This is a genomic window from Serinicoccus marinus DSM 15273, assembly GCF_008386315.1.
Taxonomy (GTDB): Bacteria; Actinomycetota; Actinomycetes; order Actinomycetales; family Dermatophilaceae; genus Ornithinicoccus; species Ornithinicoccus marinus.
Genome location: NZ_CP043808.1, coordinates 595,061 through 616,919 on the forward strand (window position 1 = coordinate 595,061; position 21,859 = coordinate 616,919).

Consider the following 21,859-nt stretch of genomic DNA (forward strand, 5'->3'; position numbering starts at 1 on the left):
GTCGGTGTGACCTTCACCACGTCTCGCCCTGAGGGTTTGACGTGAGGCCGTGCTGCCCGGCACGGTAGTGGGGTTACATCACGTTTTGGTAACGCCGCGCGGGCCCCGATCGTCCCTGTGATCCACCCCCCTGAGGGCCCGGCAGCCATGAGCGAGAGCGGCGAGCCGTCCGAGTGAGGAAGAGCTGTCCCATGAGCCATGCCCCCATGACCGATGACCAGAAGGCCCGCCACACGCGAGGCCGCCGGATGAGCCCCGCGGCGATCGCCGTGACGGCCTCGATCGCCGCCGGATCGCTCGGCCTGGCGACCTACGCGGCCACCGCGGGCTCCGGCCCCCCGCCGCCGAGGGCCACAACGAGGCGCTGCGGGCCTCGGTCGGCCAGTTCTCCCCGACCGTCGCTGCCGACGCCGTCGCCGCGCTGAGCGAGGTCGCCGGTGAGGAGTCGACCGGGATGTTCGCGCAGCTGCGCGAGGTGCGCGCCGACCAGGACGCCGCCCTGAGCGTGTCGACCGGCATCCGGGACGAGAGCCTGTCCACCGTCCGGGACGCCTCCGACGCCGTGGTGAAGGCGCGCGCCGAGGAGCGCCGTGCCGAGGCCGAGAAGGCCGCCCGTGAGGCCGCGGAGAAGGCGGCGCGCGAGGCCGAGGCCGCCGAGGCCGCTGCCGCGGAGCGCGCGGCCGAGCAGGAGCAGGCCGCCTCCCGTGACCAGGAGCGCGCGGCCGCCGAGCCGGAGCCGGAGCCGGAGCCCGAGCCCGTGGCGCAGCCGGAGCCCGAGCCCGTGGCGCAGCCGGAGCCCGAGCCCGAGCCGGAGCCCGCCCCCGTCTACAGCGGTGACGCCCGCGGCATCGCGCAGTCGATGCTCGGCAGCTACGGCTGGGGCATGGACCAGTGGAGCTGCCTGGACTCGCTGTGGCAGAAGGAGTCCGGCTGGAACCACACCGCGATGAACCCCAGCTCGGGCGCCTACGGCATCCCGCAGTCCCTCCCGGGCAACAAGATGGCCTCGGCCGGTGCCGACTGGCAGACCAACCCGGCCACCCAGATCGAGTGGGGCCTGGGCTACATCTCCGGCCGCTACGGCTCGCCCTGCGCCGCCTGGGCCCACTCCCAGGCCGTGAACTGGTACTGAGCCGGTCCCGGCATACCTGACAGCACCCCCGGTCGCGCCGCGGCCGGGGGTTTGTCATGCTCTGCCGCGTGGGCAACGACATCGTGGACGAAGGATCGCGCCGGGCACGTCAGGTGGCGGACCACCCGTGGCTGGAGAAGGTGGCCAGGGTCGGCTTCGCGGCCAGCGGGCTCATCCACCTGGTGCTCGGATGGATCGCCGGCCGGGTCGCCCTCGGCAGCGGCGGGGAGGCGGACACCAGCGGCGCCATCACGACGGTGCGTGAGGCCCCGGCCGGTCCGCTCCTGCTCTGGATCTGCGTCCTCGGCTTCGTCGCGCTCGCGCTCTTCCAGCTGCTCGACGGGATCTTCGGTGATGGCGAGACGGGTGACCGGGTCAAGGCCGCGGGCAAGGGCGTCCTGTATGCCGCTCTCGGCGTGATCTCGGTCCGCTTCGCGGTCGGTGGGGGCAGCTCGGGCGGTCAGGAGTCCAGCACCGACATCACCCAGCGGTTGATGGAGATGCCCGCGGGTCGCCTCCTCGTCGGCGCGGTGGCGCTCGGTGTCATCGCCGTCGGCGGCTACCACGTCTACAAGGGCTTCACGAAGAAGTTCCTCGAGGACCTGTCCGCCACCGGTGGCGGCAGCCTCGGCACCGGTGTGACGGTGGCCGGCATGATCGGCTACGTCGCCAAGGGAGTGGCCCTGCTGGTCGTCGGCGGCCTCTTCGGCCTCGCGGCGTGGCAGGCCGACCCGGACGAGGCCCAGGGGATGGACGGCGCCCTCAAGACGCTCGCCGAGCAGCCCTTCGGCACCGTCCTGCTCCTCCTCGTCGCGGTGGGCCTGGCGCTCTACGGCGTCTACAGCTTCGCCCGCGCCCGGTATGCCCGCATGGACTGACCCCTCCACCACCCTGAGCAAGGAAGCCTGCTTCGGACAAGGCAATATCCCCTGTCTTGCGAAGACATCTTTGCTCAGGTCGGGATGGAGTCGGGGCCGGCGTAAGGGCCGGGGACGAGATCGTCGATGCCCAGGGTGGTCGTCGCCAGCGCGACATAGCTCAGCGTGCTGGCCACCCAGAAGGGGCGGAAGGTCGTGGGGAGGGCCACGGCTCGCTCAGAGGCGACGGAGCCGGACGCGGTCGACGCTGTGGTCGGCGCCCTTGAGCAGCACGAGGGTCGCGCGGCTGCGGGTGGGGAGGATGTTGTCGACGAGGTTGGGGGCGTTGATCGTGTCCCAGATGTTCTCCGCGATGTCCACGGCGGCGTCGTCGGTGAGCGAGGCATACCGGTGGAAGTGCGAGTCCGGGTCGGCGAAGGCGGTACGCCGCAGCTCGAGGAAGCGGTCGACGTACCACCGCTTGATGTCCCCGACGTGGGCGTCGACGTAGACGGAGAAGTCGAAGAAGTCGCTCACCGCCAGACCGGGGCGGCCGTCGTCGTGCGGGCGCGGCGGCTGCAGGACGTTCAGTCCTTCGACGATGAGGACGTCCGGCCGGCGCACCACGATCTGCTCGTCGGGCACGATGTCGTAGACGAGGTGGCTGTAGACCGGGGCCCGCACCTCGGCCCTGCCTGCCTTGACCTCGCTCACGAAGCGCAGCAGCGCCCGCCGGTCGTAGGACTCGGGGAAGCCCTTGCGCGGCATGAGGTTGCGGCGGGCCAGCACCTCGTTGGGGAAGAGGAAACCGTCGGTGGTGACCAGGTCCACCTGCGGCGCGGACTCCCAGCGCGAGATGAGCTCCTTGAGGATACGGGCGGTCGTCGACTTGCCCACCGCCACCGAGCCGGCGACGCCGATGACGAAGGGCGTCCGCTCGTGCCCCTCGTCGAGGAAGTCGCTCGTCACCTGGTGCAGCCGCCCGGTCGCCCGTTCGTAGAACGACAGCAGCCGGCTGATGGGCAGGTAGACCTGCTCCACCTCGGCGAGGTCGAGGCGCTCCCCGAGACCCCGCAAGCGCTCGACGTCGGCGGCGTCCAGCCGCATCGGGTGCTCCTCGCGCAGCCGGGCCCAGTCACCCCGGTCCAGCTCGACATACGGGGACGGTATGCCCGAGCTTCCCTGCGCACCCATGACCGGCATTGTGCCAAGCGCGGCGGCGCGAGGCGGACGGGCGTGCCGGGCCGCGGCAGATGCCGTGCGGGCGGGGGCAGACACGTAGGCTTGCCCCCATGTGCGGAATCGTCGGATATGTGGGTCCTCGGACCAGCGAGAAGGCCCTCGACGTCGTCATGGAGGGACTCGGGCGGCTGGAGTACCGCGGCTACGACTCGGCCGGTGTCGCCGTGGTCGAGCAGGGCGGTGTGGGCACGCGCAAGCGGGCCGGCAAGCTGACCAACCTGAGCCAGGCCCTGGTCGAGGCGCCGCTCCCGGAGACGGCGACCGCGATCGGGCACACCCGGTGGGCCACCCACGGGGGCCCGACCGACGCCAACGCCCACCCGCACCGAGGGGGGTCCGGCGGCAAGCTGGCGCTCGTCCACAACGGGATCATCGAGAACTTCCACGCGCTGAAGCAGTCGCTGCTCGCCGACGGGGTCGACTTCTCCTCCGAGACGGACACCGAGGTCGTCGCGCACCTGCTCGACCGGGCCTTCGCGGGGTCCGGCGACCTCACCGAGGCCATGCGCGAGGTCGTCGGCACGCTCGAGGGCGCCTTCACCCTGCTGGCGGTCCACGCCGACCAGCCGGACGTCGTCGTCGGGGCCCGCCGCAACAGCCCGCTCGTCGTCGGGCTCGGGGAGGGCGAGAACTACCTGGGGTCCGACGTGGCCGCCTTCATCGGGCACACCCGGCAGGCGCTGGAGCTGGGCCAGGACCAGATCGTCACGATCACCCCGGACTCCTGCTCGATCGTCAACTTCGACGGCTCGCCCAGCGAGGGCAAGGCCTACGAGGTCACCTGGGACCGCCGCCGCGGAGAAGGGCGGCTACGAGACCTTCATGGAGAAGGAGATCCACGAGCAGCCGCACGCGGTGGGTGACACCCTGCTCGGGCGCACCGATGCCGAGGGCAACCTCATGCTCGACGAGCTGCACATCCCGGTGGAGGAGCTCCGCGCCGTCGACAAGATCGTCATCGTGGCCTGCGGCACCGCGTCCTACGCCGGCATGGTCGCGAAGTACGCCATCGAGCGGTGGACCCGCATCCCGGTCGAGGTCGAGCTCGCCCACGAGTTCCGCTACCGCGACCCGGTCATCGACGCGCGCACGCTGGTCGTGTCGATCTCCCAGTCGGGTGAGACCATGGACACCCTCATGGCGGTCCGGCACGCCAAGGAGCTGGGCGCCAAGACGGTCTCGATCTGCAACACCCACGGCTCGACGATCCCGCGGGAGTCCGACGCCGTCCTCTACACCCACGCCGGTCCGGAGATCGCGGTCGCCTCGACCAAGGCCTTCCTGGCCCAGATCACCGCCTCCTACGTGCTCGGGCTCTTCCTCACCTCGCTGCGCGGCGAGTCCTACGGCCGCAGCGCCGCGGAGATCATGGCCGAGCTGCAGGGCATCCCGGACAAGATCGAGCAGCTGCTGGGCACCATGGACCGGGTCGAGGAGATCGCCTACTTCATGGCCGACTCCCGGTCGGTCCTCTTCCTCGGCCGGCACGTCGGCTACCCCATCGCGATGGAGGGGGCGCTCAAGCTCAAGGAGCTCGCCTACATCCACGCCGAGGGCTTCGCCGCCGGGGAGCTCAAGCACGGGCCGATCGCCCTCATCGAGCCCGGTCAGCCGGTCTTCGTGGTCGTGCCCTCCCCGGACAGCGAGCACGGGCTGCACGGCAAGGTCGTCTCCAACATCCAGGAGATCCGCGCCCGCGGGGCGCGCACCCTGGTCATCGCCGAGGAGGGCGACGACGACGTCGTGCCCTTCGCCGACGAGGTCATCCGGGTGCCGCGGACCTCGCCGCTGCTGGCGCCGCTGCTCACCGTCGTCCCGCTGCAGGTCTTCGCGCTGCACCTGTCGACCGCCAAGGGTCTGGACGTCGACCAACCGCGCAACCTGGCCAAGTCGGTCACCGTCGAGTAGGCGGGGTCGTGGGTGTGCGGACCGGTGGTGCCCGGTGATCGTCGGCGTCGGGATCGACGTCGTCGACATCGCGCGCTTCGCCGCGCGGCTGGACGCCAACGCCCGGCTCGGTGAACGGCTCTTCACAGCCCAGGAGCTGGGCCTGCGCCCCGAGTCGATGGCGGCCCGTTTCGCCGCCAAGGAGGCGCTGGCCAAGGCGCTGGGTGCCCCGGTCGGGCTGCGCTGGACCGACGCGTGGGTGCAGCGCGACGAGGCCGGCCGCCCCCACCTGCGCACCGAGGGCACGGTCCGCGCCCGGGCGGACCAGCTCGGCGTCACCCGCCTGCACGTCTCGCTCTCGCACGACGCCGGAGTCGCCTCCGCCGTGGTGATCGCCGAGGCCGATCCCGTCCCCACCCCCACAGGAGGCTGACATGCTCCAGGCGTATGCCGTGCCCGACGTCCGCGAGGCCGAGGCCCGGGTGCTGGAGAGCTCGGCCGAGGGAGAGCTCATGCTCCGCGCCGCCCGGGGTCTGGCCGATGTCGTTCTCGCCCGCTGCGAGGAGCGCGGGGCGCACCGGGTCGTGGTGCTGGCCGGACCCGGCCACAACGGGGGCGACGCCCTGCACGCCGCGGCGATGCTGAGCGACCACGCCGAGGTCGCGGTCGTCGGTCTGGCCGCCGAGCTGCACGCCGGGGCCGAGCAGGCCGCGCGCTCGGCCGGGGTGGTGATGGAGGCGGTGGACCCCGACCTCGCCGAGGTGCCCGAGGCGGTCCACGCGCTACTCGCTGGCGCCGACGTCGTCGTGGACGGCCTGCTCGGCCTGGGCGGGCGACCGGGGCTGCAGGGCGCGATGCGGGCCGTGCTCGACGCTGTGCCGGACGCGGCATACCTCGTCGCCGTCGATCTGCCCAGCGGCGCCGACCCCGAGGGCGCGGCACCTCTCGAGGACTGCGTCCACGCCGACGAGACCGTCACCTTCGCGGTCCCCAAGCCGGTGCACCTGCTGCCGGTGACGGCGCCGGCGGTCGGGAGGCTGACCGTGGTCGACATCGGCGTCCGCCTGGACACCGAGCCGGTCGCGGAGCGGCTGCTGCCCGAGGACGTCGCCGGGCTGTGGCCGGTGCCCACGGCCTCGGACGACAAGTACCGCCGGGGCGTGCTCGGGGTGATCGCCGGCAGCGCCGACTACCCGGGTGCTGCCGTGCTGTGCACCACCGCCGCGCTGGAGGCCGGGGTGGGCATGGTGCGCTACCTCGGCCCGGACCCGGTGCGCGACCTCGTCCTGGCCGCCTGCCCCGAGGTCGTCCCCGGGCAGGGGCGGATCCAGGCGATGGTCATGGGGCCGGGGGTGCCGGTGCAGGGCGGGGAGACCGGGGACCGCCGGCAGATCCAGTGGTTCCGGCAGGCACTGGCCAGCGACGTCCCGCTCGTCGTCGACGCGGGCGCGCTCCAGCTGCTCGGTCACTGGCAGCGCACCGGGCACCTGCGGTGCGAGGCCCCCACCCTGCTGACCCCGCACGCCGGTGAGCTCGCGAGCCTGCTCACCGAGCTGCGCGACGAGGAGGTCTCGCGGGAGCAGGTGGAGGCCGAACCGGTCCGGCACGCCCGGCGCGCGGCCCGCTCGACCGGCGCGGTGGTGCTGCTCAAGGGGGCCACCACGGTGATCGCCGACCCGGACCCCGGCGTCCCGGTGCGCACGCAGACCGACGCGCCGGCCTGGCTGTCCACCGCCGGCGCGGGGGACGTGCTCGCGGGCCTCTGCGGGGCGTTGCTCGCGGCCGGGCTGTCCCCGCGCGACGCCGGGTCCCTCGGCGCCCTCGTGCACGGGAGGGCGGCGCACCGGGCCAACCCGGGTGGGCCCGTCCGGGCCACCGCGGTGGCCCGGGCGATCCCGGGCGTGGTCAGCGAGCTGCTGCGTCGCTGACGGGTGACCTGCCCGCGCAGCGCGGGCAGGTGACGGACAGTGCCGAGTGCCCGAGCCTTGGTTCGAACCCCAGGCTGCGGAGGTGGTCGGCCACCGGTGCCACGACCTCGGCGGGCAGGTCGACGACCGTGCCGCACGCCGAGCACGCCGCGTGCGCGTGGGGACGCCCCGTGACCTCGGCGGAGAAGTGGAAGCCGGGCTCGGCGTGGTCCACGTGGACGTGGCTGAGCACCCCGACGGCGCACAGGCTCTCCAGCGTCCGGTAGGTCGTCGACAGGTGCGGAGCACCCTCCTCGCCCAGCGCCTCGTGGATCTGGGCCGCCGTCGGGTGACCACCCAACCGGGCGAGCGCACCGAGGATCTGCTCGCGTGCGGCGGTCAGGCGACCCCCACGCCGCCGGAGGAGGGCGACGGCCTCGGCGACCAGGTCCGGGTGGTGCATGCCGCCAGTCTGCCTCAGTGGCGCCCGGCGGGAGGGGCGCCCGGCCTTGCTAGGTTGACGGCATGGATCAGCGTCTGTCCCTCGTGACCCTGGGTGTGAGCGACCTCGAGCGTGCCCGCGCGTTCTACCAGGCCCTGGGCTGGACGCCCGGGCCCTCGCCGGACCACATCGCCTTCTTCCAGGCCGGTGGCATGGTGGTGGCGCTGTGGGAGCGTGCCGCGCTCGCCGTGGACTCCGGCATCGACATCGACTCGGACACCGACGAGACGCCGGGCAGCGGTGACTCCTGGGGTGGCAAGGTGCTGGGGGTCAACCTGCCGACCACGGCGGACGTCGACGACCAGATGAAGGACGCGGAGCAGGCCGGTGCGACCGTGCTCCGGGCCCCGAGCACCCGCTTCTGGGGTGGCTACTCCGGGGTCTTCACCGACCCGGACGGCCACGTGTGGGAGATCGCGCACAACCCGTTCTGGACGGTCACCGAGGACGGCCGCACGCTCCTGGGCGACGGTCGCGGGTAGTCCGGGTCGGTCTCAGCCCGGCGCGCCTGCGGTCTCCCGGGGTGCCGTCTCGCGGCGCCCGATCATGAGCGACAGGACCGCCGCGCCGAGGCACAGCCCGCCGGCGGTGAGCCAGGCCAGGGTGTAGTCGCCCTGGGTGTCGCGCACCACCCCGGCGGCGGTCGCCGCCACCGCGGCGCCCAGCTGGTGCGAGGCGAAGACCCAGCCGAAGACCATCGGGGCACGTTCCCCGAAATGCTCCTGGCAGAGCGCGACCGTCGGTGGCACGGTCGCCACCCAGTCCAGCCCGTAGAAGATGATGAAGGCCCACATGCTCGGCTGCACGTCCGGGCCCAGCAGCATCGGCAGGAACATGAGCGACACCCCGCGCAGGCTGTAGTAGAGGCCGAGCAGCAGGCGCGGGTCGACGCGGTCGGTGAACCACCCCGCTGGCGACCGTGCCCACGATGTCCACCAGCCCGATCACCGCGAGCAGGCTGGCCGCCGCGGTGAGCGGCATGCCGTGGTCGTGCGCCGCCGGCACGAAGTGGGTGCCGACGAGGCCGTTGGTGGAGGCCCCGCAGATGGCGAAGCCGCCGGCCAGCAGCCAGAAGGTCCGCGTCCGGGCCGCGTCCCGCAGCGCCGTGAGGGCCACCAGACCTGCGTTGCCGCGCTGCGTCGGCGGCGCGGGGGTCGGGTGCTTCGGGGTGGCGCCGTAGGCCTCCAGGCCGAGCGCGTGCGGGTGGTCCCGGACCACGAGGGCCACGAGCGGCAGCACGAGCAGGGCCGCACCGGCCACGACGAGCGCCGGCACCCGCCAGCCGAAGGCCGTGGCCAACCAGGCCACGGCCGGCAGGAAGACGAGCTGCCCGGTGGCGCCGGCGGCGGTGAGGATGCCGCTGACCAGGCCACGTCGCGTCACGAACCACCGCGAGACCAGGGTGGCCACGAAGGCCATGGAGATGGATCCCGCCCCCAGGCCGACGACGACGCCCCACAGCAACCACAGCTGCCAGGGCTGGGTCATGAGGACCGTCAGTCCGCTGCCGCTGGCCAGCAGGAGCAGCGCGACGGTGAGGACCGGCCGGATCCCGAAGCGGTCCATCAGTGCGGCGGCGAAGGGGGAGAACAGGCCGAAGAGCACCAGGTTGATGGACACCGCCATCCCGATGGTGCCGTGCGACCACCCGAACTCCGTGTGCAGCGGATCGATGAGCACGCCCGGCACCGACCGGAATCCGGCCGCCCCGACGATCGCCACGAAGCCCGCCAGGGCGACCCACCAGGCACGATGCACCCGTGGAGCACGGGCGCCCCGCGTCGGGCTGGTGCGGTCGGGGGAGGCGGGCGACGTCATACCCCCATCGTGGGTCACCCCGGACGTGCGCACGAGTGGTGGAGAAGCCGATATGTGCCAAATTTCGGCCATGACGACCAGCGCGCCCGACGACACCGACCTGCGACCGCACCGGGTGGCTGTGCTCTGCCTCCCCCGCTCGTCGGCTACGACATGGTGATCGTGCCGCAGGTGCTGGGGGCGGTGCGCGACGGGCAGGGTCGCTGCCTTTACGAGGTGCGGGTGTGCGGGCTCGAGCCCGGCCCGGTCCCGACGCCGAAGGGGTATGCCGTGCTCGTCGAGCACGGCGCCGAGGCTCTCGCCTGGGCGGACACGGTGGTCGTCCCCGGCACGCGCTACGCACCGGCGCGCGAGCGCGGCGAGGTGGGGCCGGAGCTGGCTGCCGCCTGGGCGCGGGTGCGACCAGGGACGCGGCTGGTCTCCATCTGCACCGGCGCCTTCGTCCTGGCCGCGCTGGGGCGTGCCGCCGCGCGCCGAGCAGTCGACCGCGGCCACCCGGGAGTGGGCCCGGGCCCACCCGCGTCAGGCGGTGCGGGTGGACGACCTCGTCGCCCGCTCCGGGATGAGCGAGCGCACCTTCGGTCGTCGCTTCCGCGCCGAGACGGGGTTGTCGCCGCACCAGTGGCTCGTGCGGACGCGGCTGCAGCGCGCGCTGGAGCTGCTGGAGGGCAGCGACCTCCCGGTCGACCGCGTCGCCGAGGAGGCCGGCTTCGGCACGGCAGCCGCGCTGCGGCACCGGATGCGCCTCGAGCTCGGCACCTCACCGCAGCGATACCGCCGCACCTTCGCCGGACCCGCGGCTACGCCTGCGGCCGGTTGAGCGCGCTGCAGACCGCGTGCAGCGAGGCCCGCACGGTGGAGGAGTTGATGCCCACGCCCCACCTCACCTCGCCGCCGACAGCGCACTCGACGTAGGCGGCGGCGAGCGCGTCCTCCCCGGCGGAGAGGGCATGCTCGGCGTAGTCGAGCACCCGGATGTCGTGGCCCAGGGCGTTCATGCCGTCCACGAAGGCCGAGATGGGGCCGTTGCCGTGCCCGGAGATCTGCCGGTCCTGGCCGTCGACCGTGACGCTCGCCTCGAGCCGGACGTCGTCGGCGTCACCCTCCACGTGCGAGCTGGTGAAGTCGTGCAGGACGATCGGCCCGTCCTGCTCGAGGTATTCGTGCTGGAAGGACTCCCAGATCTGCGTGGGGGTCATCTCCCCGCCCTCGGTGTCGGTGTGCCGCTGGACCGCCTGGCTGAACTCGATCTGCAGGCGCCGGGGCAGGTCGAGCTTGCGCTCGGTCTTCATGACGTAGGCCACGCCACCCTTGCCGGACTGGCTGTTGACCCGGATCACGGCCTCGTAGGTGCGCCCGATGTCCTTGGGGTCGACGGGCAGGTAGGGCACCTCCCACCGGAACGCGTCGACCTCGGCACCAGCGGCGGAGGCGTCCCGCTCCATCGCCTCCAGGCCCTTCTTGATCGCGTCCTGGTGGCTGCCGGAGAAGGCGGTGAAGACGAGGTCGCCGCCGTAGGGGTGCCGCTCGGGCACGGGCAGCTGGTTGCAGTGCTCCACGGTGCGCCGGATCTCGTCGATGTCGGAGAAGTCGATCATCGGGTCGACGCCCTGGCTGAACAGGTTCATACCCAGGGTCACCAGGCAGACGTTGCCGGTGCGCTCACCGTTGCCGAACAGGCAGCCCTCGATCCGGTCGGCGCCCGCCAGGTATCCCAGCTCGGCAGCGGCCACGCCGGTCCCACGGTCGTTGTGGGGGTGCAGCGACAGGATCACGTGCTCCCGGTGGTCCAGGTGGCGGCTCATCCACTCGATGGAGTCGGCATACACGTTGGGCGTGGCCATCTCCACCGTCGCCGGCAGGTTGATGATGACCGGGGCCTGCGCCGTCGGGACGAAGACCTCCATCACGGCGTTGCAGACGCGGGCGGCGAACTCCAGCTCGGTGCCCGTGTAGGACTCGGGGGAGTACTCGTAGAAGACGTCCGTGCCCGGAGGCAGCTGCTCCTCGTACTTCTTGCAGGCGCGCGCACCGCGCACGGCGATATCGACGATCTCGTCCTCGCTCGCGCCGAAGACGACCCGCCGCTGCAGCGTGGACGTCGAGTTGTAGAGGTGGACGATGGCCTGCCGGGCGCCGGCGATGGCCTCGTAGGTGCGCTCGATGAGGTGCTCCCGGGCCTGGGTCAGGACCTGGATCACCACGTCGTCGGGGATCAGGTCCTCCTCGATGAGCATGCGGACGAAGTCGAAGTCGGTCTGGCTGGCGGCCGGGAAACCGACCTCGATCTCCTTGTATCCCATCCGCACGAGGAGCTCGAACATGCGGCGCTTCCGGTCCGGGGTCATCGGGTCGATGAGCGCCTGGTTGCCGTCACGCAGGTCGACCGCGCACCACCGTGGTGCCTCGGTGATGGTGCGGCTCGGCCAGGTGCGGTCCGGCAGGTCGACCGCCGGGAAGGGGGCATACCGGTCGATCGGCATGCCGCTGGGCTGCTGGGGGTTGGGGTGGTGCACCGCAGAGGTGTCGGTGGTGATGACGCTCACGAGAGGATCTCCTCGCTGGGGGCTGGTGGGCTGGTGTCCGTGGCAGCAGCGACTCCGCAGCGAGGGCCGGACCTAGGAGGTCTCGCTGCGGCAGCCGAGGAGGAGCAGGTGAGTCATCGCCTGCGACTCTAGCTCATGACGATGACGTCGCGTCAACCCGGGACCGCGCGTCGCGCCGCTCCGCAACCACGCTGGTGAGGACGGTGACCGCGAGGATGCCGACGATGACCAGCAGCGAGGCCAGGGTGGGGACGGTCGGCACGCCCTCCCAGACGCCGTGCGCCCAGTGCAGCACGAGCTTGACGCCGATGAAGGCCAGGATGAGCGACAGGCCGTAGCCCAGGTGGCGCAGCTGCCCCAGCGCCCCCTCGAGCACGAAGTAGAGGGCGCGCAGGCCGAGCAGGGCGAAGGCGTTGGTGGCGAAGACCAGGTAGGGGTCACCGGTGATGCCGTAGACCGCGGGCACGGAGTCGACGGCGAAGACGACGTCGGTGCCGAGGATCGCCAGGGCGACCAGCGCGAAGGGGGTGAGCGCCCGGCGGCCGCCCTCCCGCACGGTGAAGCGGGTGCCCCGGTAGTCGTCGGTGACGGCGAAGAAGCGACGGGTGAGGCGGACGGCAGGCAGCTTGGCCACCTCCACGTGGCTGTCCGTCCGGGCGTCCTTGAGCACCTTCCAGGCGGTCGCCAGCAGGATGAGACCGAAGACGAGGAAGGTGACGGCGAAGTTGGCGAGATGAGGCTGCGCCAGGCGATGAAGATGCCACGCAGGACCAGCGCGCCGATGATGCCGATGAGCAGCACCGCTGCTGCAGCTCGCGGGGCACGGCGAAGGCGCTCAGGATGAGGATGAAGACGAAGAGGTTGTCGACCGACAGCGACTTCTCGACGAGGTAGCCGGTGTAGTACTCCAGCCCGGTCTGGCTGCCGAAACGCTGCCAGATCCAGAGCCCGAAGAGCAGCGGCAGCGCGAGGTAGAAGACCGACCAGGCCAGCGCCTCCTTCATCGACACCGCGTGCGGCCCCGGGTCAGGACCATGTCGAAGGCCAGCAGCAGGACCACCCCGCCGAAGGTGATGGCCCACAGCACCGGGTCGGCGATGCTGCTGGTGGAGGTGGTCTCGGCCGGGGCCAGGGGCAGGAACGTCACGAAGGGTCCTCTCGATCACGACGCGCGGATCGAGGTCTCTTTCACCCTGGCACCAGGGCGCGCGCCGAGCGGGGCTCGGGCCCCGCGTAGTGGCCGACGCGACGTTCGGGAAATACTCCCCTCGAAGGGCCCACGATAGGAACGGCCGGGGCCGGGTGTCAACGTGGCGCCTCGTCTGCCGTATGCCGCCTGTCCCTGCCGCGCGCCGCGACGGCGCCCCTGCCGCGCGCCGCGACGGCGCCCCTGCCGTGCGCCGCCTGCCGAGAAGGTGCCCCCGCCGCTCGGGGTCAGTCCACGGCCGAGGTGACCGTCGGCTTCCAGGAGGGACGGCCGCGCTCGAACGCCGCGATGTCGTCCTCGTGGCCCAGGGTCAGGGAGATGTCGTCCAGGCCGTTCTCCAGCCGCCACGCGACGTAGTCGTCCACCTGGAAGGGCGCGGTGATGTCGCCGCAGACGACGCCGCGGCCCGGCAGGTCGACGGTGATCTCGGTGCCGGGCTCGGCCTCGAGCTGCTTCCAGATGAGCTCGATGTCGCCCTGGTCCAGCTGCGCCGTGAGCAGGCCTTGTTTGCCCGAGTTGCCGCGGAAGATGTCGGCGAACCGGCTGGAGAGCACCGCGCGGAAGCCGTACTGCTGCAGCGCCCACACGGCGTGCTCGCGGCTGGACCCGGTGCCGAAGTTGGGACCGGCGACGAGGACAGAGCCCCGCGCGTACGGCTCGGTGTTGAGGACGAAGGAGGGGTCCTCGCGCCAGCGCGAGAACAGGCCCTTCTCGAAGCCGGTGCGCGAGACCTGCTTGAGCCAGTGCGCGGGGATGATCTGGTCGGTGTCGACGTCGGAGCGCCGCAGCGGCACGCCGATCCCGGTATGCGTGGTGAACGGCTCCATCAGACCAGTGCTCCCTGGGTCGTGCCGGCAGGGCTCAGGTCGGCCGGCCGGAGAGCGTGCCGCGGACGGCGGTGGCCGCCGCGACCGCGGGCGACACGAGATGGGTCCGCCCGCGTGCTCCCTGACGACCCTCGAAGTTGCGGTTGGAGGTCGAGGCGCAGCGTTCCTCCGGGGAGAGCTGGTCGGGGTTCATGCCGAGGCACATGGAGCACCCGGCGAGCCGCCACTCGGCCCCCGCGTCGACGAAGACCTGGTCCAGCCCCTCGGCCTCGGCCTGCTGCCGCACCGCGTGCGACCCCGGCACGACGAGCACCCGCACCCCGGGGGCGACGGTGCGGCCCCGCAGGACGTCGGCGGCCAGCCGGAGGTCCTCGATCCGCCCGTTGGTGCAGGAGCCGAGGAAGACCGCGTCCACGGCGATCTCCCGCATGGGGGTTCCGGCCTCCAGCCCCATGTAGGCCAGGGCCCGGCGCGCGGTGTCCTGGGCGTCCTCGTCACCGGCGTCGGCCGGGTCCGGCACCGCCTGACCGAGCTGCACCGACTGCGCCGGGTTGGTGCCCCAGGTGACGTAGGGGCTCAGGCTGCTGCCGTCGATGACGACCTCGGCGTCGAAGACCGCGTCGTCGTCGGTGCGCAGCGCGCGCCAGGCCTCCACCGCGGCGTCCCAGTCTGCTCCGGTCGGTGCGTGCGGGCGACCCTGCACGTAGTCGAAGGTCGTCTGGTCCGGGGCGATCATGCCGGCCCGGGCCCCCGCCTCGATCGACATGTTGCAGATGGTCATCCGGCCCTCCATCGACAAGGCCTCGATCGCCGGTCCGCGGTACTCCAGCACGTAGCCCTGCCCGCCACCGGTGCCGATCCGGTTGATGACCGCGAGGATGATGTCCTTGGCGCCCACGCCGTCGGGCAGCGAGCCCTCGACCGTGATCGCCATCGTGCGGAACGGCCGCAGCGGCAGCGTCTGGGTGGCCAGCACGTGCTCCACCTCCGAGGTCCCGATGCCGAAGGCGAGGGCCCCGAAGGCGCCGTGCGTCGAGGTGTGGCTGTCGCCGCACACGATGGTCATCCCGGGTTGCGTCAGCCCCAGCTCGGGGCCGATGACGTGCACGATGCCCTGCCCCAGCCGGCCCCGCTCGTGGTGCACGATGCCGAACTCCTCGCAGTTGGTGCGGAGCGCGTCGAGCTGCGTGCGGGAGGTCAGGTCCGTCACCGGGCCGAGCGTGGTGGGGACGTTGTGGTCCTCGGTCGCCAGCGTGAGGTCCGGGCGCCGGACCGGGCGGCCCTTCTCGCGCAGCCCGTCGAAGGCCTGCGGGCTCGTCACCTCGTGCACGAGGTGCAGGTCGATGTAGAGCAGGTCCGGCTCGCCCTCGACGGAGCGCACCACGTGCTGCTCCCAGAGCTTCTCGGCCAGGGTCCGTCCAGTTCGTTCGGACACGGTCCGACCCCTTCCATGTCGCCGTGGTGGTGGGTGAGAGACAATGCGCTCAACTGTAAGCCCAGTCGTTGACGCCACGTCACGGAGGTCGCCTGTGCCCACCCGCTCCCATTCCCTCGCCGTGCTGCCGGGAGACGGTGTCGGCCCGGAGGTGACCGCCGCCGCGCTGGAGGTCCTCGACGCCGCACATCAGCGTTTCGGTTTCACGACCGAGCGCACCGTCGTCCCCCTGGGCGCCGAGCACTACCTCGAGACCGGCGAGCTGCTCACCGAGGACACCGTCGCGCAGCTGCGCGAGCACGACGCCATCCTCTTCGGCGCGATCGGCAGCCCGAAGGTGCGTCCCGGCATCCTGGAGCGGGGCATCATCCTCGCGCTGCGCGGAGCCATGCGGCAGGCGGTCAACCTGCGCCCGGTCCGGCTCTACCCCGGCGTCCCGACCCCGATCGCCGGTCTGGAGCCGCAGCGCTGCGACCTGGTCATCGTGCGGGAGAACACCGAGGGCGCCTACGTCGCGCAGGGCAGCACCGTGCACCGCGGCACCCCGGCCCGCACCGCGGTGCAGGAGTCGGTCAACACCTGGTATGCCGTCGAGCGCGCCGTCGAGTTCGCCTACCGGCTGGCCTCGGTGCGGCGCGGGCGGGTCACGCTGTGCCACAAGACCAACGTGCTGGTCGAGGCCGGGTCGCTGTGGCTTGACGTCATGGAGGAGGTCGGGCAGCGCTTCCCCGACGTGGAGACCGACTACGTCCACGTCGACGCGATGTGCATGCACCTGCCGGTGAGCCCCGAGCGCTTCGACGTCGTCGTCACCGACAACCTCTTCGGCGACATCGTCACCGACCTGGGCGCGGTCGTACAGGGCGGCCTGGGGGTCGCCGCCAGCGGCAATCTCAACCTGGAGGGGACCGGCACGAGCATGTTCGAGCCCATCCACGGGTCGGCGCCGGACATCGCCGGTCGGGGCTGGGCCAACCCGGCGGGCGCCTGCCTCTCGCTCGCGCTCCTGCTGGGCGAGCTCGGCGAGGGCGAGGCCGCCGCCACGGTGGAGGGCGCCACCGCCGCCGTGCTGGGGCAGCTGCCGGCGCTGGCCGGGGAGGCGATGGGCGCGAGCACCGGAGAGCTCGGTGCGCGGATCGCCGCAGCGGTCGCCGAGGGGAGCACGAGCCCGGTCCCGGGCAGCCTCATGGGCCAGCTGGCCCGGGTGAGGACTGCGTGAACGACCTCTACCCCGCCCGGGCGGTCGTCGACCTGGACGCCATCGCGCACAACGTGGGGGTCCTGCGGGAGCGCGCGGGCTCGGCGGAGGTCATGGCCGTCGTCAAGGCCGACGCCTACGGCCACGGGCTGGTCCCGAGCGCCCGGGCGGCGCTGGCCGGGGGCGCGGCGGCGCTGGGCGTCGCCCAGCCCTACGAGGCCCTCGCGCTGCGCGCCGCCGGGGTGGAGGCGCCCGTGCTGTGCTGGCTCACCGCACCGGGGACCGATCTGGGCCCGCTGGTCCGTGAGGGCGTGGAGGTCGCCGCCTCGGCCCGCTGGACGCTGGACGCCGTGGCAGCGGCGGCCCGGGAGCAGGACCGGGTGGCCGTCGTCCAGCTCAAGGCCGACACCGGCCTGGGGCGCAACGGCGCCTATGCCCTGCCGCTCCGGTCGGGCCCGGACACGGACTGGTCCGACCTGGTGGCGCACGCCGCTGCGCTCCAGGCAGAGGGCGTGCTGCGGGTGCGCGGTGTCTTCAGCCACTTCGCGCACGCCGACGCGCCCTCCCACCCCACGGTCCGGGGGCAGCAGGAGACCTTCGCCCGGGCCGTCGCCGTGGCGGAGGAGGCGGGGCTGCGCCTCGAGGTCCGGCACCTGAGCAACTCCGCGGCGACCCTGACCACCCCGGGGGCCGCCTGGGACATGGTGCGCCCCGGCCTCGCCGTCTACGGGCTGACGCCGGTGCCCGAGGTGGGCTCGGCGCAGGACTTCGGGCTCCGGCCGGCGATGCGGGTCGTCGCGCGCTCCGTGCTCGCCAAGCGGCTGCCCGCCGGCCAGGGGGTCTCCTACGGGCACGCCTACGCCCCGTCGCGCGAGACCACCGTCCTCGACGTCCCGATCGGGTATGCCGACGGCATACCTCGTCACGCCTCCGGCGCCGGTCCGGTCCAGGTGCGCGGGCAACGGTTCTCCGTCTCCGGCCGCGTGTGCATGGACCAGTTCGTCGTGGACGTCGGCGACCTGGACGTCGACGACGGCGAGGAGGTGGTGCTCTTCGGTCCGGGGGACGACGGGGAGCCCACCGCGCAGGAGTGGGCCGACGCCGCGGGGACCATCAGCTACGAGATCGTCAGCCGTCTGGGGTCCAGGGTGCCGCGCGAGCACGTCGGGGTGATCGCCAGATGACCCCGGAGCACGAACGGCGGTGGACGCTGCCGATGGCGCAGGACACCCGGGACCTCGGGCGCGAGCTGGGCGCGGTGCTCCGCGAGGGCGACCTGGTGGTGCTCACCGGTGACCTCGGGGCGGGGAAGACGACCTTCACCCAGGGGCTGGCCGAGGGTCTGGGCGTCCGGGGCCCGATCACCTCGCCGACCTTCGTCATCGCCCGGGTGCACCCGTCGGTGACCGGGGGGCCGGACCTCGTGCACGTCGACGCCTACCGGCTCTCCGGCGGCGCCGAGCTGGACGACCTCGACCTGGACGCCTCGCTGGAGGAGTCGGTGACGGTGGTCGAGTGGGGCGAGGGGCTGGCCGAGAGCCTGGCCGCGCAGCGGCTCGAGGTGCTGCTGCAGCGCTCCGGGAGCGAGGACGAGGAGGAGCAGGAGCGCGTCGCGGTGCTGCGCGGGGTGGGGGAGCGCTGGGCCGACGGACTCGCCGAGGTGGGGCAGGAGCGATGAGCGCACCGACGATCCTCACGGTATGCACCGGCAACGTGTGCCGCTCCCCGCTGCTGGAGCGGATGCTCCAGCGCGACGTCGACGGCGCGCACGGACCCGGACGCGTCGCCGTCCGCTCCGCCGGGACCGGGGCGCTCGTCGGCGCGCCCATGGACGAGCGGTCGGCCGAGATCCTCGTTGGGCTGGGTGGCGACCCGACCGGGTTCGTGGCCCGGCGGCTCACCGCCGAGCTGGTGTCCGACGCCGCTCTCGTCCTCGCCGCGACGCCGACGCACCGCTCGCAGGTCGTCCAGCTGGACCCCCGTGCGCTGCGGCGGACCTTCACCGCGCAGGAGTTCGCCGGGCTGGTCGCGGCCGTGCCGGACGAGGACCTCCCGACGTGGGAGGAGCCGGCCACGGCTCTGGCCGAGCTGTGCACGGCGGCCCGGGCCGCCCAGGGTGCCGCGACCCGCCCGGCCGGCGAAGGTCTGGTCGATCCCTACCGGCAGCCGGACGCGGTCTACGACCGGCTCCGGGCCCAGGTGGTGGAGCTCAGGCCGCTCCTCGCCCGCGGTCTCGCCCGCTGAGCCGGGAGGGTCCGGGCACAGCAGCCGGGGCCAGCGGCGCGGGCGCCGGCGGGGCAGCCGGAGCAGCGCGACGGCGACGAGGGCCTGCGGTTCGAGGTGCCCCAGCTCGCGGGAGTCGGTGCCGTGCCCGTCGGAGAGCACCCAGAGCGCTCCGTCGTGACGGATGCCCGCCAGCCGCTTGACCGCCAGGGGCCGGGGACTGCCGGCGTGGTCCGGCGGCAGTCGGACCACGACGACGGAGCCAGGACGCGGCCGGCCGCCGTGGCGGACCAGCAGCCGGTCACCGGGCGCCAGGATCGGCAGCATCGAGGATCCGGTCACGCGCGCCACCCCCACCGCGCCGGGGTGTCCCCACGTGTCACTCACACGCGGTAGGGTAGCGAGCGACCCAGGGGTGACATCGGGTCGACGATGGGATGAGCACGAGATGTCCGAGGAACGGACATTTTTTCTGCGTGTGGGGTAGACGCCATCGTGGGTGGGTGCTTTACTGAGAGGTAGGTAAAGATTTAGTAAGGTCAGGCTGATAGGGGATCGGCCGCATACCGCAGGGACAGGATGGGAATTGCCGTGACCGTGATCGCAGGCACCGCAGCACGTGAGGCGTCGGGGACGTCGATGAGAACTGTCGACGCCAGCTACCCCTTCGTCATCCCGGACTCGCTCCAGGGGATGGTCGACCGACCGAGCGGCGGTCGCAAGACGCCGCACCGTGCCCGGCGCTACCTCGCGCCCTACCTCAGCACCCTCAAGGTGCTCGACCTCGTGCTCATCACCGTGGCGGTCCTGGCCGCCTACGTGACCCGCTTCGGGCTGGACGAGTCCATGCAGCGGGTCTCCGGCATCGGCTACGGCTACATCGCCTTCACCCTGGTGCTCGTCTGGGTGCTCGCCCTCCACGTCCAGCGGGCCTACGACGGCCGCACCGTGGGCCACGGGGTGCAGGAGTACCGCCAGGTCTTCGCCGCCTCCACCTGGGTCTTCGCCGCCGTCGCCATCGTCGGCTTCGCCTTCCGGCTCGAGATCGCCCGTGGCTTCGTGATCGTGGCCTTCCCGCTGGGGACGTTGATGCTGCTCGCCGGCCGCTGGGGCGCCCGGCGCTGGCTGGTGGCCCGTCGCAAGAGCGGGCAGCTGTCCGACCGCGTCATCCTCGTCGGTGACGCGAACCACGTCGCCGGGCTCGTCACCGCGCTGCGCCGCAGCCCGGACGCCGGCTACAACGTCCTGGGCGCCTGTGTCGACGACGCCGAGGGAACGGTGCAGGGCGTGCCGGTGCTCGGCCCGGAGTCGGACGTGCTGCTCCAGGCCCTGGACCACCACGTCGACGTCGTGGCGGTCTCCTCCTCGGCCGGCCTCGGGACCACCGGGCTGCGTCAGCTCGGGTGGGCGCTGGAGTCCACCGACATCGACCTCGTCGTCGCCCCCGGCATCATGGACGTCGCCGGTCCCCGCGTGCTCACCCGCCCGGTGCAGGGCCTGCCGCTCATCCACGTCGAGGCCCCGCGCTTCGTCGGTCCCGAGCGGGTGCTCAAGAACGTCATGGACCGGCTCATGGCCCTGGCGGTCACGCTGGTCCTGCTGCCGGTCATGCTCGCCGTGGCGCTGGCGGTCAAGCTCGAGGACCGCGGCCCGGTGCTCTTCTGTCAGGAGCGCATCGGCCAGGACGGTCGCAGCTTCTCGATGTTCAAGTTCCGCAGCATGGTCATGGACGCCGAGGCCCGGCTCGCCGAGCTGAGAGACTCCAACGAGGGCGCCGGCCCGATGTTCAAGATGCAGCGTGACCCGCGGGTCACCCGCGTGGGCGCCTTCATCCGGCGCTACTCCCTGGACGAGCTGCCCCAGCTGCTCAACGTGCTGCGCGGCGAGATGAGCCTGGTCGGACCCCGTCCGCCGCTGCCGCGCGAGGTCGCCGAGTATGCCCGTGACACGCACCGCCGTCTGCTGGTGCGGCCCGGCATGACCGGCCTGTGGCAGATCAGCGGCCGCAGCGACCTCTCCTGGGAGGAGGCGGTGCGCCTCGACCTCTACTACGTGGAGAACTGGAGCCCTCTCCTCGACGGCATGATCATGTGGCGCACCGCGCGGGTCGTGCTTGGCTCCGAGAGCGGCGCCTACTGAGCGAGCCCGCCTCGGCTAGGGTGCCCGGGTGAGATCCCGCGTCGCCTATCTCGGCCCGGCCGGCACCTTCACCGAGCAGGCCGTGCGCCAGTGGGACGTCGGTCGAGCTCACGAGGCGTGGCCGGCGCCCACCGTTCCGGCCGCGATCGCCGCGCTGCGCGAGGGCGACGCCGAGGCGGCGGTGGTCCCCTTCGAGAACTCGGTGGAGGGGTCCGTGCCCGCCACCCTCCAGGCCCTCCTCGAGGACGCCCGGGTGCGGATCTGCGAGGAGATCCTCGTCGAGGTGCAGTTCGACCTCCTGGCCCGCGGCAGCACCACCCTCGGCCAGGTCGACGTCGTGGCCACGCACCCGCACGCGGCGGCCCAGACCAGGGACTGGTTGGCGCAGCACCTGCCGCGGGCCGAGCTCGTCCAGGAGTCCTCGACCGCGCGCGCCGCGCAGGCGGTGGCCGAGGGGCGCTACGACGCCGCGATCGCCTCGCCCGAGGCAGGGGCGGCCTACGGGCTCACCCCCCTCGCCCGGCGGATCGCCGACCGGGACGGCGCCCTGACCCGGTTCGTCCTGCTGCGCCGTGACGCACCGGTGCCCCCGCCGACCGGGGCGGACCGCACCACCCTCGTCGCCCTCATCTGGCAGAACCGGCCGGGCGCGCTCCTCGAGCTGCTGGAGCAGTTCGCCGTCCGGGGGATCGACCTGACCCGGCTGGAGTCCCGCCCGACCGGGGAAGGGCTGGGGGAGTACTGCTTCTGGATCGACGCCGACGCGCACCTGTCCGAGGCACGGATGAGCGAGGCGCTGCTGGGGCTGCGGCGCACGTGCCGGGACGTGCGCTTCCTCGGCTCCTACCCCCGCGCAGACGGCCGGCTGCCCGCGGTGCCCTTGCACGCGGACGAGCAGGCGTACCGCGAGGCGCGGGAGTGGCTCGAGAGCCTGTGACC

20 protein-coding genes and 4 pseudogenes are annotated in these 21,859 nt (G+C 72.7%); 13 read left to right on the top strand and 11 right to left on the bottom strand.

Annotated elements, in window-relative coordinates; translation table 11 throughout:
• The first annotated feature begins 454 nt into the window (after window positions 1–454).
• Together FU792_RS17120 and FU792_RS02980 are read left to right on the top strand one after the other, a co-directional pair.
• Complete coding sequence (locus tag FU792_RS17120) at window positions 455–1,132, top strand: aggregation-promoting factor C-terminal-like domain-containing protein (protein ID WP_052327786.1); 678 nt, start codon at window positions 455–457, stop codon at window positions 1,130–1,132.
• Between the two features lie 68 nt (window positions 1,133–1,200).
• On the top strand, window positions 1,201–2,010 hold the full coding sequence (locus tag FU792_RS02980) for a DUF1206 domain-containing protein (RefSeq protein ID WP_237739999.1): 810 nt from the start codon (window positions 1,201–1,203) through the stop codon (window positions 2,008–2,010).
• A gap of 74 nt (window positions 2,011–2,084) precedes the next feature.
• Here the strand turns inward: FU792_RS02980 and FU792_RS18345 are convergent, their stop codons facing one another.
• On the bottom strand, window positions 2,085–2,219 hold the full coding sequence (locus FU792_RS18345; protein ID WP_022924439.1) for a hypothetical protein: 135 nt from the start codon (window positions 2,217–2,219) through the stop codon (window positions 2,085–2,087).
• A gap of 7 nt (window positions 2,220–2,226) precedes the next feature.
• Window positions 2,227–3,183: a type I pantothenate kinase gene (gene coaA, locus FU792_RS02985; RefSeq protein WP_028130914.1), complete on the bottom strand. Its 957-nt coding sequence runs from the start codon at window positions 3,181–3,183 to the stop codon at window positions 2,227–2,229.
• Window positions 3,184–3,281: 98 nt separating this feature from the next.
• Between coaA and glmS the strand changes: the two are divergent.
• The 3 genes and pseudogenes from glmS to FU792_RS03000 all read left to right on the top strand — a co-directional run bounded on the left by glmS (window position 3,282) and on the right by FU792_RS03000 (window position 7,046).
• A pseudogene (glmS, locus tag FU792_RS02990) lies at window positions 3,282–5,139 on the top strand (glutamine--fructose-6-phosphate transaminase (isomerizing)).
• Window positions 5,140–5,173: 34 nt separating this feature from the next.
• Window positions 5,174–5,551 (top strand): holo-ACP synthase, encoded by a 378-nt coding sequence (locus FU792_RS02995; RefSeq protein ID WP_022924436.1) that lies wholly within the window; start codon window positions 5,174–5,176, stop codon window positions 5,549–5,551.
• A 1-nt stretch (window position 5,552) separates the two neighbouring features.
• Window positions 5,553–7,046, top strand: coding sequence for a bifunctional ADP-dependent NAD(P)H-hydrate dehydratase/NAD(P)H-hydrate epimerase (locus FU792_RS03000; protein WP_022924435.1), 1,494 nt, complete (start codon window positions 5,553–5,555; stop codon window positions 7,044–7,046).
• Here the strand turns inward: FU792_RS03000 and FU792_RS03005 are convergent.
• On the bottom strand, window positions 7,024–7,488 hold the full coding sequence (locus tag FU792_RS03005; RefSeq protein WP_022924434.1) for a Fur family transcriptional regulator: 465 nt from the start codon (window positions 7,486–7,488) through the stop codon (window positions 7,024–7,026). The genes FU792_RS03000 and FU792_RS03005 overlap by 23 nt on opposite strands.
• Before the next feature lie 62 nt (window positions 7,489–7,550).
• On the opposite strand from FU792_RS03005, the gene FU792_RS03010 reads away from it, so the two are divergent.
• The gene (locus FU792_RS03010) at window positions 7,551–8,009 is read left to right on the top strand and encodes a VOC family protein (RefSeq protein WP_022924433.1); all 459 of its coding nucleotides are present in this window, start codon (window positions 7,551–7,553) and stop codon (window positions 8,007–8,009) included.
• A gap of 12 nt (window positions 8,010–8,021) precedes the next feature.
• Here FU792_RS03010 and FU792_RS18735 read toward each other — a convergent pair whose 3' ends face one another.
• Both FU792_RS18735 and FU792_RS18740 read right to left on the bottom strand, forming a co-directional pair.
• Window positions 8,022–8,405 carry an MFS transporter gene (locus FU792_RS18735; RefSeq protein ID WP_338101178.1) on the bottom strand — a complete coding sequence of 128 codons (384 nt, stop codon included), beginning with the start codon at window positions 8,403–8,405 and terminating at the stop codon, window positions 8,022–8,024.
• A gap of 73 nt (window positions 8,406–8,478) precedes the next feature.
• Window positions 8,479–9,417 (bottom strand): annotated as a pseudogene (locus FU792_RS18740) (MFS transporter); the annotation flags it as partial.
• A gap of 388 nt (window positions 9,418–9,805) precedes the next feature.
• Here FU792_RS18740 and FU792_RS17255 point away from each other — a divergent pair.
• A complete protein-coding gene (locus tag FU792_RS17255; RefSeq protein ID WP_022924429.1) occupies window positions 9,806–10,165 on the top strand; it encodes a helix-turn-helix domain-containing protein in 360 nt (119 codons plus the stop codon).
• On the opposite strand, the gene leuA is transcribed toward FU792_RS17255, so the two are convergent.
• The 5 genes and pseudogenes from leuA to leuC all read right to left on the bottom strand — a co-directional run bounded on the left by leuA (window position 10,146) and on the right by leuC (window position 15,360).
• Window positions 10,146–11,828, bottom strand: coding sequence for a 2-isopropylmalate synthase (leuA, locus tag FU792_RS03025; RefSeq protein WP_052327785.1), 1,683 nt, complete (start codon window positions 11,826–11,828; stop codon window positions 10,146–10,148). The two genes, FU792_RS17255 and leuA, sit on opposite strands and share 20 nt — an antisense overlap.
• Before the next feature lie 196 nt (window positions 11,829–12,024).
• On the bottom strand, window positions 12,025–12,639 hold the full coding sequence (locus FU792_RS17645; protein WP_275100765.1) for a TerC family protein: 615 nt from the start codon (window positions 12,637–12,639) through the stop codon (window positions 12,025–12,027).
• Window positions 12,640–12,891: 252 nt separating this feature from the next.
• Complete coding sequence (locus tag FU792_RS17650) at window positions 12,892–13,038, bottom strand: hypothetical protein (protein WP_238706034.1); 147 nt, start codon at window positions 13,036–13,038, stop codon at window positions 12,892–12,894.
• A 287-nt stretch (window positions 13,039–13,325) separates the two neighbouring features.
• A complete protein-coding gene (leuD, locus tag FU792_RS03035) occupies window positions 13,326–13,925 on the bottom strand; it encodes a 3-isopropylmalate dehydratase small subunit (protein ID WP_022924426.1) in 600 nt (199 codons plus the stop codon).
• Window positions 13,925–15,360 (bottom strand): annotated as a pseudogene (gene leuC / locus FU792_RS03040) (3-isopropylmalate dehydratase large subunit). Before leuC ends, leuD begins: the two are co-directional and overlap by 1 nt.
• A 43-nt stretch (window positions 15,361–15,403) precedes the next feature.
• Between leuC and FU792_RS03045 the strand changes: the two are divergent.
• From FU792_RS03045 to FU792_RS03060, 4 genes are read left to right on the top strand one after another with little or no spacing between them, the layout of a single operon-like run.
• Window positions 15,404–16,579: a 3-isopropylmalate dehydrogenase gene (locus tag FU792_RS03045; protein ID WP_084485110.1), complete on the top strand. Its 1,176-nt coding sequence runs from the start codon at window positions 15,404–15,406 to the stop codon at window positions 16,577–16,579.
• A complete protein-coding gene (gene alr, locus FU792_RS03050) occupies window positions 16,576–17,742 on the top strand; it encodes an alanine racemase (protein WP_022924423.1) in 1,167 nt (388 codons plus the stop codon). Before FU792_RS03045 ends, alr begins: the two co-directional genes overlap by 4 nt.
• Window positions 17,739–18,236: a tRNA (adenosine(37)-N6)-threonylcarbamoyltransferase complex ATPase subunit type 1 TsaE gene (gene tsaE, locus FU792_RS03055; protein ID WP_022924422.1), complete on the top strand. Its 498-nt coding sequence runs from the start codon at window positions 17,739–17,741 to the stop codon at window positions 18,234–18,236. The genes alr and tsaE overlap by 4 nt, the downstream gene beginning before the upstream one ends.
• Window positions 18,233–18,802: an arsenate reductase/protein-tyrosine-phosphatase family protein gene (locus FU792_RS03060; protein WP_028130912.1), complete on the top strand. Its 570-nt coding sequence runs from the start codon at window positions 18,233–18,235 to the stop codon at window positions 18,800–18,802. The genes tsaE and FU792_RS03060 overlap by 4 nt, the downstream gene beginning before the upstream one ends.
• A gap of 228 nt (window positions 18,803–19,030) precedes the next feature.
• Here the strand turns inward: FU792_RS03060 and FU792_RS19090 are convergent.
• Window positions 19,031–19,513 (bottom strand): annotated as a pseudogene (locus FU792_RS19090) (S24 family peptidase); the annotation flags it as partial.
• Here FU792_RS19090 and FU792_RS03070 point away from each other — a divergent pair.
• Together FU792_RS03070 and pheA are read left to right on the top strand one after the other, a co-directional pair.
• Window positions 19,421–20,920, top strand: coding sequence for a sugar transferase (locus FU792_RS03070; RefSeq protein WP_202804728.1), 1,500 nt, complete (start codon window positions 19,421–19,423; stop codon window positions 20,918–20,920). The pseudogene FU792_RS19090 and the gene FU792_RS03070 sit on opposite strands and share 93 nt — an antisense overlap.
• 28 nt (window positions 20,921–20,948) lie before the next feature.
• The gene (gene pheA, locus FU792_RS03075; protein ID WP_022924419.1) at window positions 20,949–21,857 is read left to right on the top strand and encodes a prephenate dehydratase; all 909 of its coding nucleotides are present in this window, start codon (window positions 20,949–20,951) and stop codon (window positions 21,855–21,857) included.
• The last annotated feature ends 2 nt before the right edge of the window (window positions 21,858–21,859 follow it).

Bases quoted from the DNA above. Each gene is read 5' to 3' on its own strand.
- FU792_RS17120 (WP_052327786.1), top strand. From the start codon at position 455: ATGTTCGCGCAGCTGCGCGAGGTGCGCGCCGACCAGGACGCCGCCCTG.
- coaA (WP_028130914.1), bottom strand. From the start codon at position 3,183: ATGGGTGCGCAGGGAAGCTCGGGCATACCGTCCCCGTATGTCGAGCTG.
- FU792_RS03000 (WP_022924435.1), top strand. From the start codon at position 5,553: ATGCTCCAGGCGTATGCCGTGCCCGACGTCCGCGAGGCCGAGGCCCGG.
- FU792_RS03005 (WP_022924434.1), bottom strand. From the start codon at position 7,488: ATGCACCACCCGGACCTGGTCGCCGAGGCCGTCGCCCTCCTCCGGCGG.
- FU792_RS03010 (WP_022924433.1), top strand. From the start codon at position 7,551: ATGGATCAGCGTCTGTCCCTCGTGACCCTGGGTGTGAGCGACCTCGAG.
- leuA (WP_052327785.1), bottom strand. From the start codon at position 11,828: ATGCCGATCGACCGGTATGCCCCCTTCCCGGCGGTCGACCTGCCGGAC.
- leuD (WP_022924426.1), bottom strand. From the start codon at position 13,925: ATGGAGCCGTTCACCACGCATACCGGGATCGGCGTGCCGCTGCGGCGC.
- FU792_RS03045 (WP_084485110.1), top strand. From the start codon at position 15,404: ATGCGCTCAACTGTAAGCCCAGTCGTTGACGCCACGTCACGGAGGTCG.
- tsaE (WP_022924422.1), top strand. From the start codon at position 17,739: ATGACCCCGGAGCACGAACGGCGGTGGACGCTGCCGATGGCGCAGGAC.
- FU792_RS03060 (WP_028130912.1), top strand. From the start codon at position 18,233: ATGAGCGCACCGACGATCCTCACGGTATGCACCGGCAACGTGTGCCGC.
- FU792_RS03070 (WP_202804728.1), top strand. From the start codon at position 19,421: ATGAGAACTGTCGACGCCAGCTACCCCTTCGTCATCCCGGACTCGCTC.